The organism is uncultured Senegalimassilia sp. (assembly GCF_902464545.1).
GTDB lineage: Bacteria > Actinomycetota > Coriobacteriia > Coriobacteriales > Eggerthellaceae > Senegalimassilia.
The window spans coordinates 53756-69950 of sequence record NZ_CABQJR010000009.1 but is presented as its reverse complement, the minus strand read 5'-3'; the positions used below and the strand labels follow the sequence as shown (position 1 = coordinate 69950).

Genomic DNA, 16195 nt, shown 5'->3' with positions numbered 1-16195 from the left:
CAGCGCAAGGCTGCGGGAGGGCAGGGCGTCGCGCTCGCGGAGGGCGCTTTTCTATGCGCGGAGGGCGGCGGCATCGCGCCGGGCCCGTGCGCCGCATGCGCCGAGAAGGCCCGCAGGGGGATCGCCCCCTGCGGGCCTTCTCGCGTTTTTGGGGGATCTTGCTATACGGGATGCTCTGCGCGTGCTGCTTTTCGAGGGGCGCATCGGAAGGCTCGCAGTGAGGTTTTCCTTGCGGCCCATTCCGTATTTGGGGGCACTTCTTATTGGGCCGCCGGTTCTGCGCGAAGACCGGCCGCGCGTCCAGTGTCGGCTTTGCCGGAAGATGGTCTTGGAATTCTTAACTAGTCATGCATTGGAATCCTTTGTTCGTCGGCTGCGAAAGCGGGCTGTCGGCTATATTGGAGGGTCTGGTGGATGTGTTCCTTCCGCGGTTCTTTTTATACGTAAACCGGATGAGCAGCACGGGACTGTGTTCGAATCTCCCTATTTTGGGGTTGTTTTGGATCGAGATGGCGCGGGCGCGCCTTCTGTTACCGAATTGTGTATGATCCGTGAACGGTAGGTCGACTATACTTCAACTAAGGGATTGGAGTGATTGCCCGCGATTCTGCGGTCTGTTTATTTGGGCTGCAAGGGAGGAGATTTATCATGGCTGTAGATAAGATGCTCGTTGCATTTGATGAGTCCGAGGGTTCGAAGAAGGCGCTCAAGACTGCATCGGAATTGGCTACCGCTAATCCGAATGCCCATATCGACCTTGTCTATGTGGTGCCGATTCCCATGTTGAACTCTGATCAAATGGCTAGTTTCCAAAGTATTTTGGATCTGATGATTTCCGATGGCGAAGATTTGCTGGCCGCTGCTGCTAACGATATGGGTGATGATGTCGCATCTCGTACGGATTCGCTTTTACTGACGGGCACCAATCCTGCTAGTGAGATCCTTCGACTTGCCGATCAGCGCGAATACGACATGATCGTTATCGGCAACAGGGGTCTTTCCGGTTTGAAGGAGTACACAGGCAGCGTCAGCCACAAGGTGCTTGCCGGCGCGAAGGTTCCTGTGCTGGTTGTCAAGTAGTTTGAAGTCAATCCACGAACGATTTGATTGGCCGCCAGCGAGAACTCGCCGGCGGCCAATTCTTTATCTGCGCCTGTAAGAGGGGGTGTGTTGAGGTCGAGGATCGGCGAGTTGACGATGTACTACTTTGCGCGCAACTCCCAGAAGGCAACGGCGCTTGCTGCTGCTACGTTGAGGCTGTCGACTCCGTGTGCCATGGGAATACGCACGGTGTAGTCGCAATTCGCGATGGTGCTGGAGGCTAAGCCGTCGCCTTCGGTTCCCAGCACCAGGGCCAGGCGCTCTTCGCTGGCAAGTTGGGGATCGTCGATGGAAACGGAATCGTCCGACAGGGCCAAAGCGGCGGTCTTGAATCCAAGGCTGTGCAGCAACGGAATGCCGTCGTGGGCCCATGAGCCGGCTCCTGTGGCGCCGGAATCTGCGCCGATGCGGGCCCAGGGGACTTGGAACACGGTTCCCATGGATACGCGGACTGCTCGGCGATAGAGCGGATCGTAGCAAGCTTGCGTAACGAGCACGGCGTCGATCCCGAGTGCGGCTGCACTGCGGAAGATGGCTCCGACATTGGTATGGTTCGTGATGTCCTCGAGCACGGCTACTCGTCGAGCGTTGTGGCAAACTTCCTCAACGCTTGCGGAGATGGGGCGCCGGAAGGCTCCGAGAGCACCGCGCGTGAGCTCGAAACCGGTCAGCTGTTTGAGTTGCCCGTGGGGTAGTATGAACACCGGTAGATCGAAATCAGGATAGCGTTGTTCGATTTGCTCGATGATAGGTTGCATGCCGGGAAGGAATTTCTCCTCCATCAGCAGCGACAGCGGTTGCATGCCGCCTGCGACGGCGCGCTCGATCACCTTCGAGGATTCGGCGATGAACATGCCCTTTTCGGGTTCGAGTTTGTTTCGCAATTGCACCTCTGTCAGGCGTGCGTATGCGTCAAGGCGGGGGTCGTCTATAGTGCTGACATTGATGATCATGAGCCGTTCTTCCTGTTCGGTGTTGCTTAGACTCAATGATACCCGATAGCCGCAACGATGCGCAGCATGTGTGCGGAACCTGCAGCCTGGCGTGTCGTCAAGACTGTGGGTTGACGGAGGGCGATGGGGAAACAAGACGCTAAGCTAAGGGTGCAGATGAATAGGCCGGCGAACGGGCAAGCGGGGGATAGGCTGCGGTGTTTGTTGGCTTCGTACACGTCCTGCGGCAACAAGGGTCAAATCTAGAAAGGCGCACGCCCCTGAGTTCTGCCGCCTCAATCCATGGGGCGAGTTTATGTCGCAAGTATCGGGGATGCGCGATCGGTTTCGTAAGGGTAGATTGCGTGCTGTTGCGCGGTAAAACGAAGCTTCAGTTTCTTTTCGTCAAGGAAAAGTGCGGTTCTCGTGCCATGGCATAAAACCGCAACGCTTAACAAAATCAAGGCTGCGCTCGGAAAAGTGCGGTTCTCATTCCGTGGTAGAAAAGCCGGTTTTGGTTCCTTGGCAAATCGTGAAAGCTTCGCCTCGTGAATGAGGACTCTATCTCCGAGGTTTGGCGGTCTCGTTGTGTTGAAGGGTATACTTTCCAATAAAGATAACTCGACAAAGGAGCATGGTATGTCGGCATCGCAACATGAGAATGCGCTTGAGCGGGCGGCTCATCCCGAGCAGCACCCTGCGTTCGATCAGTTCGTGGCTACGATTTCGGCGCTTCGCGCGCCTGATGGCTGCCCGTGGGATCGCGAGCAAACGCATTCGTCCATCGCTCATAACATGATCGAGGAAGCCTACGAAGCGGTCGATGCCATTGAGGCAGGCGATGTTGCCCATATGCGCGAGGAGCTGGGCGATGTGTTGTTGCAGGTGGTGCTGCAAAGTCAGATTGCGGCCGATGCGGGCGAGTTCGATATCGAGGATGTTGCGGCGGATGTGGATGCCAAGATGGTCAGGCGCCATCCGCACGTGTTCGGGGATGAGGCGGCAGCAGGCGCATCCGAGGTGTTGAACCTATGGGATAAAGTGAAGCTTCAGGAAAAGCAGGCAGCCGATCAGGCTGGCGGGGAAAGCGGAGACGAGCCGCCTGCTGGGTTGCTGGATGGCGTGCCGGTGAGCTTTCCGGCTCTGATGCAGGCGCAGAAGATATCGCGTAAGGCGGCTGCGGCGGGATTTGAATGGGAAACGCTCGAAGATGTTTGGGACCAGGTTCGAAGCGAAATCGATGAGCTGAACGAGGCATACGACCAGGCGCCGAAGGCGGCCAACGGCAAGGTTGAAGGCGACCCCGAGGCAATCGCCCATGTGGAGGAGGAGCTGGGCGATGTGCTGTTCAGCCTGGTCAACGTCGCTCGTCGTATGGGCGTGAACTCCGAGAACGCGCTGCGGGCAAGCTGCCACAAGTTCCGAACGCGCTGGTCTGCCATGGAGCAGTCGGCGTTTGAACAGGGCGTACGCCTTGAGGATATGACCTGCGAGGAGCAAAACCGCTTGTGGGAACAGGTGAAGGCCGATTTGCGCAAGTAGGCGCTATCGCCTGAACGGGAGACCGGCTGTGGTAACGGAACGGTAAGAAAGCACTCGCCTCTCTGTAAACCTGGCTTCCCGTGCGGTACCATAATCTCAATCGATAGCACGCGCCGCAAGCCGTTAGGCCTGCGGCGCGTATTTTCAATACGCGAACTACGTTGACGTGCCGCATCGGCGAGATGCGGAGAAGGAGCAAGCCGATGAGTGCGACCGGTGAACCCTCGATTGAAGCCGCGGAAAGGCTGCAGGGGCGTACGGTGGAGGACAGCGCCGCAAAGCAATTGCCCGTCCCGAACGTACCCGACCTTTCGGCGTTCGATATGAATGGGAATCTGCATATGACCTCTGAGAGCATGGAGAAGCTGCATCAGGCAAGCGTGGAGACCCAGTCGATCATGCAGAAGTATCGGGCAGCCATGAGGGAGATGCAGGTTCGCTTGGAGATCTTGGACCAGGATCTGAACCTGAAGAAGCATCGCAATCCCATTCACCATATCGAGAGCCGCTTGAAAACGCCTGCGAGCATCTATGAGAAGATCGGGCGCTACGGGTACGAAGCAACGCTTGAGAATATGGAACGCTACATCCTCGATATCGCTGGCATTCGCGTCATTTGCCCTTATATTCAGGATGTTTACAGCCTGTTCGAGCTGCTCAATCGCCAGGATGATCTTGAAATCGTGAAGGTGAAGGATTACATCGCCTCGCCGAAGCCGAACGGGTATCGCAGCCTTCACGTTATCGCGCGCATCCCCGTGTTCTTCATGGATAAGAAGGAGTCCATTCCCGTGGAAATCCAGCTGAGGACGCTGGCCATGGACTTCTGGGCAAGCTTGGAGCACGATTTGAAGTACAAGGCCGTCAGCGAGGTGCAAGGCATCGATGCCAGCAGTGAGCTAAAGGATTGCAGCCGTATCATCGAGGAGGTCGAGGCTCGCATGCAGGTGCTGGCGGGCGCCTTGGAGCCTGAAGGGTAGTTATCATGAAACGCTACGTCACCGACGCGAACAACACGCTATCTCAGGATGAGCTGGGATTCATGCGCAATCCGGACGCTGAACTCCATTTGATCACCTGCCGTCCCGATGTGACGCATCAGCGCATCTCAGGATTCGGCGGCGCGTTCACGGAGGCAGCGGCGAACGTGTTCGCCCTCATGCCGCCTGAATTGCAGGATCGGTTCCTGCTGCTGTGCTTCGGGGGAGCGAAGGATGGCGATCCGGCCGCCGGAGGAAATGCGTATAGCTTGTGCCGTACGCACATCCAAAGCTGCGATTTCGCGTTGAGCAACTACTCATATGTCAGGCCCTTCGATTCCAGTTTGCGGTCGTTCACTATTAGCCGCGACAGGCAGCTGCTGCTTCCGTTCATCAAGTGCGGGCTTGCGGTGAACCCGCAGCTGCAGTTGTTCGCAAGCCCCTGGAGCCCGCCGGCGTTCATGAAGACCAATCGGCGTATGAACGGTGGGGGAAAACTGCGTCGTTCGCAGTATGAAGCATGGGCCGAGGTGCTGGCGAAATATGTGGACGCGTATGCTCGCGAAGGCGTGCGCATAAACCGCATGAGCGTGCAGAACGAGCCTATGGCAAGCCAAGCATGGGATTCGTGCCTGTTCAGCGCGGAAGAGGAGGCTCAATTTGCGGCGGCGTATCTGCGTCCGGCGCTGGATGCTTCGGGACATGGCGACGTGAAGCTGTTCGCTTGGGATCACAACACCGACAAGATATTGTCGCGTGTTCAGTCTACCTTCGGGGCGTCGGTGAATCAGGCGGGGAAGCTGCCGCTTGCCGCTGCCGGCTGGCGAGCTGAGGGCACGGTGGCGTCCGATGCCTTTGCGGGTGTGGCGTTCCATTGGTATGCGGGCGATCATTTCGAGCAGGTGGACGAAGTGGCGCGGCGTTGGCCCGACAAGGAGCTGCTATTCACCGAGGGCTGCGTGGAATATACGCGTGGCGAGGATCGCAAGGCAACGCAGGAACGCAAGGCCGAGCAGTATGCGCATGCCGTCATAGGCAGCCTGAACGCAGGCGCTGCCGGATTCATCGATTGGAATCTGCTGCTTAATGAGAAGGGCGGGCCGAACCATGCCCGCAACTTCTGCGAAGCGCCGTTGATGTACGACCGCGATAAGCGCGAGCTGGTGGCAAATCGGTCGTTCTTCTACATGGCGCACTTCTCGCGTTTCGCGCCGGTAGGTTCCCGTCGTTTCTTGACGTCGCGATACACCGACGACTTGGAGACCGTGGGATTCCTGCGTCCCGACGGGTCGCGCGCGTTGGTCGTGCTGAATCGCCATGCCAGGCCGCGAAAGTTCCTGGTGTCGGAAGGGGCGTTCACGGCGGAGTGCAAGGCGGTGGGACACAGCATAACCACGTTGGTGTGGGATGAGGACGAGGTGCGCGACAAGTAGCCTTCGGAGGTGCGGTGGTCTTGCCGCGGCTGCGGCGATTGCGCTGCGGTCGGTGGTGCTCGGGTTGCGGCTCGCAGCAGGCAGTTGTTTGCGCGGGCGATGGTTTTCGTCATCGTTTGAAACCGCCCTTGACCTGAAGTGCGCTCTAGCCTTTACCATCGAATGCAACGAGAGGAGCATTCGATGATCGCAAACAACACTACCGTGCCGAAGCTCGGCTTTGGCTGCATGCGCTTTCCGCTGACCGACCCCAAGGACGTCACCGCCATCGACATCGACCAGGTCAAGGAGATGGTCGATCTGTTCATGGACGCCGGCGGCACGTATTTCGATACCGCGTTCGTTTACCATAACGGGCATTCCGAGGTGGCGTTGCGCGAGGCGCTGGTTGAGCGCTATCCGCGGGAGAGCTTCACCATCGCCACGAAGTGCCTTGCTTGGGCGTTGCCCGATGCCGAAACCGCCAAGGCGTGCCTGGATACGTCCCTTGAGCGGTTGGGCACCGACTATGTGGACTATTACCTGCTGCACAACGTGGGCGGTGAACGCACGAAGAAGTTCGACGACTTCGGTATGTGGGAATGGGCGCAAGAGATGAAGGCCGCCGGTAAGATCCGCAACGTGGGCTTCAGCATGCACGATGGTGCGGAAACGCTCGATCAGCTGCTCAACGAGCATCCCGAGGTAGATTTCATCCAGTTGCAGGTGAACTATCTGGACTGGGAAAGCCCCGTGGTGCAATCGCGCCGCAATATGGAGGTTGCCCGCAAGCACGGTAAGCCGGTGGTGATCATGGAGCCCGCACGTGGCGGACGTTTGGCCGATTTGCCAGCAGCTGTTGCGGCGCCGCTGCTGGAGGCGCGCCCGGATTTGAGCCAGGCGTCGTGGGCGTATCGCTTCTGCTACAACCAGCCCGGCGTGCTCACGGTGCTTTCTGGTATGTCAACGCCCGATCAGATGAGGCAGAACATCGCCGAATGGCATGAACACGGCGGCGGGTTCTCCCCAGAGGAGCAGAGGGCGCTGGATGCGGCGTGCGAGGTGCTGGCTTCCGTGCCCACGGTGCCGTGCACCAATTGCCGTTACTGCGTGAAAGATTGCCCGCAGCAGGTTGCCATCCCCGAGATTATGAACCTGCTGAATCTGGAGGTTCAAACGGAGAACACCGAGTTCGCCAAGCAGCAATATAGCTGGCAGGCGGCGCCGGGCCGTGCGAGCGACTGCATCCAATGCGGCGCATGCGAGGCTATGTGCCCGCAGAGCATCGACATCATCGAGCAGCTTGAGGAAGCAGCCGAGCATTTCGAGTAAGGCATTCGGCTCCGGTTGCGCCCGAGAGGGCCGCCGAGAGCATTTCGAGCGCAGGGCTGCTGCGGGGCGGGGGTCGCCGCGAAGGCGATCGAGCGCTCCTAAGCCGTGATGCTGGGCTGGGGTGGCTGTAGAAGGCCGCCAAGTGTTTTAATCAAGGCTGCTGTCGAGAAGGCGGCCGCCCCTAAACCGTGATACGGAGTTGGCGTGGCTGACGTGGCCGCGGAAGGCGATCGAGCGTTGCGAAGCCCCGATGCGGAACGGGGTCGAAGCTACCATACGTGAACGGGGTCGAAGGTGATGCGCGCCTTCGACCCCGTTCGCTTTCGCCGCCTGCGCTGCAAGCGGCGTTTTCCCTATTCGCCTACCGGTGCTTCGTTAGGCAAGCTTGCCTTGCAGCTCCTTCGCGGCAGCGGCCTTGTCGAAGTTGCCGCCGGTGCGCTTGGTGAGCTCGCCCATGACGCGCCCCATCTCCTTCTTCGTGGTCGCGCCCGTCTCGGACAGCACGGCATCGATGAGCGCGGAAAGCTGCTCGCCGGCCAGCTGCTGGGGAAGCAGCTCTTCGAGCATCTTCACCTGGGCCGTGAGCATGTTGGTGCGCTCCTGGTTGTTGCCGGCCTTGATGGATCCCTCCAGCGTCTCCTTGGTTTGCTTGATGACGCGTTTCGTCATATCGTCGACGTCTTGCTCGGTGATGTCGCGGCGCTCATTCACCTCGATGTTCTTGATCTCGCCGTGTACTTGGCGAAGGATGGAAAGGCGTACTTTATCGTGTGCCTTCATGGCTTGCTTGATGTGCTCTTTCAGCTCGTCGTACTGCATGTGCGCTCCTTGATATCGAGGTCCTGCGGCGCGTGGCGCCAGGTGTTCCATTTCCAAGTATAACGCCGTTTGCAAGACGCTGGCTTCCGTTGCGCAGCCGCTTCGCTACGGGCGCGTAGCATACGGGAGCCGTTATGCTGTGCGTGTGGTATAACTGGTGCCTATGGATACTGAAACGACATACCCCGCATCGTCTGATATGCCTTCCGGCGCCGGTGAAACCCCCGCAGCGCCTGCTACTCCCCATGCCTGGACGCCGTCCCAGTTCAAGCCGCGCGACCTGCGCGAGGCCCGAGCGCATCGCAATGAGCCTGCGCAAACCTCGGCGAACGAGGCGAACAGGAAGCATAACGTGCGCGAATACACGCTGGGCGAGGAGATTGCCAACTCCATCTCGCACGGCATCGGCGCGCTTCTGGCCATTGCCGCCATCCCCATCCTTGTGGTGAAGGCGGTAAGCCACGGCGGCGGCATCCTGCTGTTCGCCGCGCTGGTGTACACGCTTACCATGCTGCTCGAATACACCATGTCCACGCTGTATCACGCGCTGGCCGTCGACAAGGCAAAACGCGTGTTCAAGGTGTTGGACCATAGCTGCATCTACCTGTTCATCGCCGGATCGTACACGCCGTTCTGCTTGATCTCGCTTGCCGATTCGAACGGTATCGTGCTATGCGCGTTCGTGTGGGTGCTCGCCGTGATAGGCGTTGCCTGCGAGGCGTTCTGGGTTTTTCGCCCGCGCTGGATTTCCGCGGTGCTTTATCTTGCGCTGGGCTGGTCTATCGTGGGGTTCCTGCCGGCGCTTATCCAGGCCATCCCTGCTGCAGGCTTGTGGCTGCTGGTCGCAGGTGGTCTTTGCTACTCGGTCGGATGCATCTTCTACGTGTTGAAGAAGATTCCGTACATGCATTCCATATTCCATTTGTGGGTTGTGGCGGGAAGCGTGCTGCAATTCCTGGCGATTGCGCTGTATGTCATGTAGGCTAGCTCAAAAGGAATTTATCACTAGGAGCGGTTTTAGCGCATGAACGGGAAAAACGAAGACGACGACGGTAAAAAGGGACTGAAGGGCATTTTCGGCTTTTTGGGCGCACCGAAGCGTCAGGCCCTGTCGGCTGAGGACGAGATCAAGGATTTCGTGGCGGACAGCGACGATCTGCTTGATGATGAGAAGCGCATGATCCATGAGATCTTGGACCTGGGCGACATGGACGCCGGCGAGATCATGACGCCGCGCGTGGATATGATCTTGGTGGAGGACACCGAAACCGTGCGCCAGGCGGTGGACCGCATGATGGGAACGGGCTATTCTCGCCTTCCGGTGTTCCAGGGGGATATCGACCGCATTGTCGGCGTGGTCCACTATAAGGACTTGGTGCCCCCCGTGCTCGACGGCCATGGCGACGACCTCGCGGTCGATTACGCCTTTGAGCCGCTGTTCGTGCCCGAGTCGAAGGATGTGTTCCCCCTTCTGGCCGAAATGCAAACGAAACGGCAACAGATGGCCATCGTGGTGGACGAGTACGGTGGGACCGATGGTTTAATTACCGTCGAGGACATCGTCGAGGAGATCGTGGGCGAGATCGTGGACGAAACCGATCGCGAGCGCCCCATTCTGAAGCAGGAAGGTCCCGGCGTGTGGCTTGCCGACGGCCGTTTCCCCGTTGAGGACGCCGTTGAAATGGGTTGGCCGCTTGCCGAGTCCGAGGACTACGAGACCATAGCCGGCTGGGTGCTTAGCATGCTGGACACCGTTCCGCAAATGGGCTACTCCTTCGAGAAGGACGGCTACCGCTTCACCATCCACTCCATGCGACGTCGGCGCATCCTTGCGGTGCGCGTGGAGCGCATATCCGACGATGCCTCGCAGGCATCCGATGGCAAGGCAGGTCAGGAGGAGCGGTGAACCCAACACGCCAGCTATACCGGTCGCGCAATGCGCTGGTAGGGGGCGTGTGTGCCGGGATCGCCGAGCGTTTCGATGTCGACCCGCTGGTCGTGCGCATCCTTTTCATGACGTTCGCCGTGTTGACGTTGGGCCTTGCGGGCCTTGCGTATATGGTGCTCTGGGCCGTGCTTCCTAAAAGACCCATGCAGGTGAAGCCCGTGAAGGTAGAGCCTGATTCCGTTCACTCCGATACGTTCGGCGCGGTGGACTGCCGTCGCGCCCGCGGCGCCGCGATGGGGCGGTGCGCGAATGCCGTGCCCTATGTGAGCGCGGCGCATCTACCGCCTGTCCCGCCTGCGATGGTGGAGGGCGCTCGATGTGAACAAGGGCCCGCGATGGGCGCCGATGCCGCTTCCGTCGAACCGCACGATGCCAAAGCCGGCGAAGGGGACGGCCCGTCAACTGCCCGGATCGTGCTCGCCCTTACGGTGGGCTGCCTTTTGACTTCGCTGGGCGCGTCGTTTGCCGTTTCGGGGTTTTTGCATGGGGTTGCCTGGTGGCAATGCTGGCCGTTGGCCTTGGTGGTCTTCGGCATCGTGCGCATAGCCGTGCCGGGCAGCGAAGGCGAGCGCGCCTTGGCGTTTTTCGCGGGCGTTTCCGTGTTCGCAGCGGGGCTGACGCTGCTGCCCATGAGCATGGGGTTCGTCTCGTGGGCCACGTTACCCAAGATGTTCGAGTGTTTATGGCCTCTTCCCGCGTTGGCGGCCGTTTTGCTTGCAATGGGGGTTTATGCCCGACGACCTGTCGTCATCGTGATGGCGGCGGTGTTCGTGTTGCTGTTCTGCGTGTTCGGTTTCGATTTGCTTTCCGAGCCCGGCCCGCTGCGCGAGTTGTCCTTCGGTACGCCGTTGGGGCGCGAATACAGCTTTCCGCTGCCTTTCGATTGGCTGAGCCGATAGGTTTGCATCACGGCCATGCGCAGCGCGCATGGCCGCTTCCGCTTCATAAGGCGCCGCTCGTCGGATGCGGTACGCTTGTTCGTGTTTCGGTTTTGCCCAAGCTATGGGAAACCACCTGGGGAAATATAAATGTTTTACTTGTCAATCGAACAAACGATGAAGGGCTCCTTCACATGATTTTGCCGGTTTCGGGCCTTCCGGTAGAATATTGCCTGTCAGAACAGCATATCGCCCTTCAGGCAGCAATCCTTTCGACAATCGAAAACAAGCTGTCGCCGCCTTGGCGGTCTGGTCGTATGCTGCGAGCGAAAGGTTTTGTTTGAAGAAGCGGAATGCATACCGTACCGGCGGGCTGGCGCTGAAAGTTGTCGGCCTTGCATGCGTGTCGTGTGTGTTGGCAGGTTGCCTGGGCGTGGGATTCGCAACCGCCGCCGGCGGCGTTTCCCATGATATGCAGACGTTCGGCATCAGCGAGGTCAGCACGCCGGGCAGTGCATCGGCATCGGCCGACTCCCTGTCCGATCAGGCTGCAGACGCTTCCGTGACCGCAACGTCCCGATTGGCAGCTGCTGGAACACGCGACATCTCGAAGGGCGTTGCCGCCATCGAGGCCGAGGAGGAGGCCGCCCGTCGCGCCGCCGAGGAGGCGCAGCGCGCCGAGGACCTGGCGCATACGCAGGCCGCGCTTGCCAACAGGGACGCTCAGCTCGCCCGCGACGAAGGCGCCGGCCTGACGGGCCTCGCTGAGGTCGACTGGAACGTCAGCAAGGCGGAGTTCGTGGGCGAATGGACGCTGCGCATCGACGCGTATCTGGCGGGAAGCCCGCTTTCGGGCTATGGCGGCACGTTCGCCGAGGCGGCTTGGGAAAACGGCGTGGACCCGCGCTTCTCCCCGGCCATCTCCAATACCGAGTCAACGAAGGGCCTCAACTGCTTCCGCAGCCATAATGCATGGGGCTGGATGGGGAATACGTCCTGGGGAAGCTGGGACGAGTCCATCAACGCGCACGCGCAGGGTTTGGCGAAGGGTTATGGATACACCATCTCCCTGGCGAACGCCAACAAGTACTGCCCGCCAACCTACGAGGATTGGTACGCGAAAACGCTTGCGCAAATGCAGCTGATCTAGCGCGAAGGCGGCCTGCGGGCCGCCTTTTGCGTTATCCTGTTGCGTGAACTTCGGGAAGGATTTTCGCATGAGCAACGTCATCGTGGTGGGTTGCGGCCGCGTGGGATCGCAGCTGGCCAACATGCTGTCGGACAACGGCAGCAACGTGTGCGTGATCGATCGCAATGTGGACGCATTCGCCAACTTGGGTCGCAACTTCAATGGATCCACCATCCAGGGCGTAGGCTTCGACGAGGAGACGCTGGAGAAGGCGGGCGTCGACGAATGCGACGTCGTGGCGGCGGTGACGCAGTTGGACAACACCAACCTCATGTGCTGCGAGGTAGCAAGCCGCTTGTTCGGCGTTCCCCACGTCATCGCGCGCCTGTACAATCCCGACCATGAGCGTGCGTATATGCAGCTGGGCATCGATTACGTGTGCGGCACGTCGCTGGTGGCTGAAGACGTGTTCAGCAAGGTGGTTTCCGGGCACGGTGCGCATCTGGACACGTTCGGCGAGTTCGAGGTGCTGCGCTTCTCCCTTGACTTGAGCTGGTCCGAGCGAAACACCATCCGTGTGGCGGAGATGGAACGCGATCACGACATCCGCATCGTGGCGTTCGAGCGCGGCGACGGCAGCGCTAGCTCCATTCCTACGCGCGAGTCCATCCTGTACAACGGGGACTCGGTGCTGGCGTGCGTGCGTCATGAGCTCATCGAGCAATTCAGCAAGTACATTCAAGATTAAGGCGGTTTCCGCTTGCCCGATGGCGAAGCGGGGGAGGTTTGGCTGATGTACGTAGTGATCGCCGGCGGCGGCAAAATCGGCGAATATCTGGCGAACGTGCTGCTTGAGAGCGGCAACGACGTGACCATCATCGAGGAGGACCTGGAAACGGCCGATCGCTTGTCGGTGGTTTTGCAGGGTCGTTATCTGGTCATTCACGGCGACGGCTGCGATTCGAAGTACCAGGAGGATGCGGGAATCCGCCGCGCGGACGTGTTCGTGGCCACCACGGGCCAGGACGACGACAACCTGGTCTCGTGCGAGATCGCCCAGCGCGTGTTCAACGTGCCGCGCTGCATCGCCCGCGTGAACAGCCCGAAGAACCTGCGCATCTTCCACGAGGTGGGCATCGAGTGCGTGTCGTCTACCACGCTCATCGCCAACCTCATCGAGGAGGAGACGCTGCTGGGCAGCGTGAGCGTCGTGTCGTCGCTGACGCATGGCAACGTCATGCTGACCGAGGTGGTCGTCCCGCGCATGCGCCATCATTCCAACGATGCCGGCGTGCTGGCGAGCGCCATCCCTCTGCCCCCCGACAGCATCATCGCGGCGGTCGCGTCCAGCGACAACGTGGAGGTGGTAAATGAGGACACCGTGCTGTTCCCCGGTGATAAGGCCATCGTGGTGGCGGATAACCAAGTCATCGACGCCGTGCGCGCCGCATTCAAAGGTTTGTAGCAACGAAGCGGGGGCTTGCGCGAAACGAGCCCCCTGACGAAAGGCCCCGAAATGGATTTCATTTCGGGGCCTTTCGCGTTACGAGGATAGATTGAAGCGCAGGGGTGGAGCCGGCGAAGCCGCCGTGCTCGGTGCAGGCGCGCATCTGCATGCGTGCGGATAGGCTGGCTGGCGGGTTGGCTCGCGGGCGGTCTGGCTGTTGGCGGGCGCCCACCCGGCGGTTGGCGCCCGCGGCTTTAGCGCGGCGTGTTCGCCAGCTCGTCCAAGGCCTCCTGCGGCGTGTATTCGCACGTGCCGTTGCCCAGCTTCACCACGTCGATGCTGTCGCCGGCCTTGACCTTGCCGTCGGTGAGGGCGACGAAGAAGATTCCCTCGCGCGGGAAGATACAGTCACCGGCCAGGTAGAAGATCGCGCACTTCTTGTGGCACACCTTGCCCTGCTGCGACAGCTCCAGCAGCACGTCATCGCCGATCTTGAGCTGCGTGCCAAGCGGCAGCGCCATGAGGTTGATGCCCTCGGTGGTGATATTCTCGGCGAAATCGCCTTCCTTCACATCTAAGCCGCGCGCCCGGGCCTTCTCGATGGATTCCCAGGCCAGAAGCGAAACTTGGCGATGCCAGTCTCCGGCGTGCGCATCCTCGGCGACGCCGTGGTGCGCCTCGATGGTCACCGGGCCGTCCACCACGGTCTTGCGCGTGCCCTTGCGCTTGGACACGCATACGGCGCGCACGGTGCCGTGCGTGGTGCTGTCGGCGTCGGGTCCTTCCATGCGGCCCTTGTCGAACACGTTGAGCTCCTCGCCCGTCTTATGCGCGGCGGCTTCGGCGTTGCTTGCTTCAAGGGCGCCGTCTTGCCGGCCCTCTTCTTTCTCGATCGTCATGATCCCCCCAATAAACCTAGTAAATAGCTAGGCGCATCTTATCATATCTGAGGATGATTCGGTGAACGAACACGTTGAATCCGCGAAAGGCGGGGTGGGGCGCGGGCATACGTAAACCATCTGCAGAAACGCGTGCGGTGCCGGCGCGTCGCTTTCGCGCACGGTATCATGGGGCCATCAACTATCAACCGCGAAAGGGGTCGTTGTGATCAACCGCTACACGCGTCCTGCCATGGGCGCCATCTGGGAGCTTCAGAACAAGTTTTCCATCTGGAAGGAAATCGAGGTGCTGGCGTGCGAGGCTCAGGCCGAGCTCGGTCAAGCCGGCATCACGAAGGAGGAGGCGCAGTGGATCCGCGACCACGCCGACTTCACGGTTGAGCGCATCGACGAGATCGAGAAGGTCACGAACCACGACGTCATCGCCTTCACCACGTGCATGGCCGAGTACATCGATGCCGACGTCCCCGAGGGCCAGGAAAAGCCCAGCCGTTGGGTGCATTACGGCATGACCTCCTCCGACCTGGGCGACACCGCGCTGTCGTACCAGATCGTGCAGGCTATCGACATCATCCTGGATGACGTCAAGCAGCTGGGCGAGACGTGCAAGCGTCGCGCGTTCGAGTTCCAGAACACCCTGTGCGTCGGCCGCACGCACGGCATCCACGCCGAGCCCATGACGTTCGGCATGAAGTTCGGCAGCTGGGCTTGGGCGCTCAAGCGCGCGCAGACTCGCCTGGAGCAGGCTCGCGAGGTCGCCGCAACCGGCGCCATCTCCGGCGCGGTAGGCACGTACTCCAGCATCGACCCCTACGTCGAGAAGTACGTGTGCGAGAAGCTGGGCCTGACGCCCGACCCGCTGTCCACCCAGGTGCTGGCGCGCGACCGCCACGCCCAGGTCATGTGCGCGCTGGCTTGCGCCGCCGCAACGCTGGAGTCCATCGCCATGCAGGTGCGCCTGCTGCAGCAGACCGACGTCATCGAGGCGGAGGAGCCGTTCAAGAAGGGCCAGAAGGGCTCGTCGGCCATGCCTCACAAGCGCAACCCCATCACGGCAGAGCGCGTGTGCGGCCTTGCCCGCTGCGTGAAGGCGAACGCCCAGGTGGCGCTCGATAACGTGGCGCTGTGGTTCGAGCGCGACATCAGCCACTCCGGTACCGAGCGCGTGGCGCTGGCCGACAGCTTCACCGCTCTGGACTACATGTTCGGCAAGATGCAGTGGATCATGGACGGCCTGCAAACCTATCCGGCGAAGATGGAGCACAACGTGTGGCGCACCAAGGGCCTCATCTTCTCCAGCAAGGTGCTGCTGGCCCTGGTGAACACGGGCATCACCCGCGAGGAGGCGTACGTCATCGTGCAGCGCAACGCCATGGCCGTGTGGGAGGATATCCAGAACGCGGTGGATGGCCCCACGTATCGCGAGCGCCTGGAGAACGACCCCGAGGCCAAGCTGTCCAAGGAAACGCTCGACGAGATCTTCGATCCGTGGGACTTCCTGACCCGCAAGGACGAGGTGTTCAAGCGCCTGGAGGGCCTCGAGTTCTAAACGGCACCGTATGCGTTTCGGCGACCATCTTGCCGCCTGTCGGCGAAGGCGAGTTACCGTGTGGGTGCATCGTTGCTGTTGGAAGCTTGCATCATAGCCGGCAGGCTGCTTGAGCGTTTCCGACGGCGATGGGCGCGCGGGGTGCGTATGCAGCTTGCGACAAGCTAGCGAACAAAGAAGCGCCGCGACTTCAAGTCGCGGCGCTTCTTGCTGTTTATCGACTGTTT

At 60.5% G+C, this 16195-nt stretch carries 15 protein-coding genes; 12 read left to right on the top strand and 3 right to left on the bottom strand.

Features of this window, described 5'->3' with window-relative positions; genetic code table 11:
- The first annotated feature begins 648 nt into the window (after positions 1–648).
- On the top strand, positions 649–1080 hold the full coding sequence (locus RDW26_RS04080; protein WP_307982630.1) for a universal stress protein: 432 nt from the start codon (positions 649–651) through the stop codon (positions 1078–1080).
- Between the two features lie 122 nt (positions 1081–1202).
- On the opposite strand, the gene RDW26_RS04075 is transcribed toward RDW26_RS04080, so the two are convergent.
- The gene (locus RDW26_RS04075; protein WP_307982629.1) at positions 1203–2054 is read right to left on the bottom strand and encodes an RNA methyltransferase; all 852 of its coding nucleotides are present in this window, start codon (positions 2052–2054) and stop codon (positions 1203–1205) included.
- 618 nt (positions 2055–2672) lie between these two features.
- On the opposite strand from RDW26_RS04075, the gene mazG reads away from it, so the two are divergent.
- The 4 genes from mazG (at position 2673) to RDW26_RS04055 (ending at position 7299) form a co-directional block, all read left to right on the top strand.
- Positions 2673–3575: a nucleoside triphosphate pyrophosphohydrolase gene (mazG, locus tag RDW26_RS04070; protein WP_307982628.1), complete on the top strand. Its 903-nt coding sequence runs from the start codon at positions 2673–2675 to the stop codon at positions 3573–3575.
- Positions 3576–3778: 203 nt separating this feature from the next.
- Complete coding sequence (locus RDW26_RS04065) at positions 3779–4555, top strand: GTP pyrophosphokinase family protein (RefSeq protein ID WP_307982627.1); 777 nt, start codon at positions 3779–3781, stop codon at positions 4553–4555.
- 5 nt (positions 4556–4560) lie between these two features.
- On the top strand, positions 4561–5988 hold the full coding sequence (locus RDW26_RS04060; RefSeq protein WP_307982626.1) for a glycoside hydrolase family 30 beta sandwich domain-containing protein: 1428 nt from the start codon (positions 4561–4563) through the stop codon (positions 5986–5988).
- Positions 5989–6171: 183 nt separating this feature from the next.
- Entirely contained in the window at positions 6172–7299 is a 1128-nt protein-coding gene (locus tag RDW26_RS04055; RefSeq protein WP_307982625.1) for an aldo/keto reductase, read from the top strand.
- 375 nt (positions 7300–7674) lie between these two features.
- Here RDW26_RS04055 and RDW26_RS04050 read toward each other — a convergent pair whose 3' ends face one another.
- Positions 7675–8118 carry a GatB/YqeY domain-containing protein gene (locus RDW26_RS04050; RefSeq protein WP_307982624.1) on the bottom strand — a complete coding sequence of 148 codons (444 nt, stop codon included), beginning with the start codon at positions 8116–8118 and terminating at the stop codon, positions 7675–7677.
- Positions 8119–8281: 163 nt separating this feature from the next.
- Here RDW26_RS04050 and RDW26_RS04045 point away from each other — a divergent pair, with 163 nt between their 5' ends.
- The 6 genes from RDW26_RS04045 (at position 8282) to RDW26_RS04020 (ending at position 13538) form a co-directional block, all read left to right on the top strand.
- Positions 8282–9100 carry a hemolysin III family protein gene (locus tag RDW26_RS04045; RefSeq protein ID WP_307982623.1) on the top strand — a complete coding sequence of 273 codons (819 nt, stop codon included), beginning with the start codon at positions 8282–8284 and terminating at the stop codon, positions 9098–9100.
- 42 nt (positions 9101–9142) lie between these two features.
- Positions 9143–10024: a hemolysin family protein gene (locus RDW26_RS04040; protein ID WP_307982622.1), complete on the top strand. Its 882-nt coding sequence runs from the start codon at positions 9143–9145 to the stop codon at positions 10022–10024.
- The gene (locus RDW26_RS04035; RefSeq protein WP_307982621.1) at positions 10021–10965 is read left to right on the top strand and encodes a PspC domain-containing protein; all 945 of its coding nucleotides are present in this window, start codon (positions 10021–10023) and stop codon (positions 10963–10965) included. Before RDW26_RS04040 ends, RDW26_RS04035 begins: the two co-directional genes overlap by 4 nt.
- A gap of 319 nt (positions 10966–11284) precedes the next feature.
- Complete coding sequence (locus RDW26_RS04030; RefSeq protein ID WP_307982620.1) at positions 11285–12094, top strand: hypothetical protein; 810 nt, start codon at positions 11285–11287, stop codon at positions 12092–12094.
- A 67-nt stretch (positions 12095–12161) separates the two neighbouring features.
- Positions 12162–12821 carry a TrkA family potassium uptake protein gene (locus tag RDW26_RS04025; protein WP_042436957.1) on the top strand — a complete coding sequence of 220 codons (660 nt, stop codon included), beginning with the start codon at positions 12162–12164 and terminating at the stop codon, positions 12819–12821.
- A 45-nt stretch (positions 12822–12866) separates the two neighbouring features.
- On the top strand, positions 12867–13538 hold the full coding sequence (locus RDW26_RS04020; protein ID WP_294361391.1) for a TrkA family potassium uptake protein: 672 nt from the start codon (positions 12867–12869) through the stop codon (positions 13536–13538).
- A 236-nt stretch (positions 13539–13774) separates the two neighbouring features.
- Here the strand turns inward: RDW26_RS04020 and RDW26_RS04015 are convergent, their stop codons facing one another.
- A complete protein-coding gene (locus RDW26_RS04015; RefSeq protein WP_307982619.1) occupies positions 13775–14419 on the bottom strand; it encodes an MOSC domain-containing protein in 645 nt (214 codons plus the stop codon).
- 205 nt (positions 14420–14624) lie between these two features.
- On the opposite strand from RDW26_RS04015, the gene purB reads away from it, so the two are divergent.
- Positions 14625–15968, top strand: coding sequence for an adenylosuccinate lyase (purB, locus tag RDW26_RS04010; protein ID WP_307982618.1), 1344 nt, complete (start codon positions 14625–14627; stop codon positions 15966–15968).
- Positions 15969–16195: the final 227 nt, after the last annotated feature.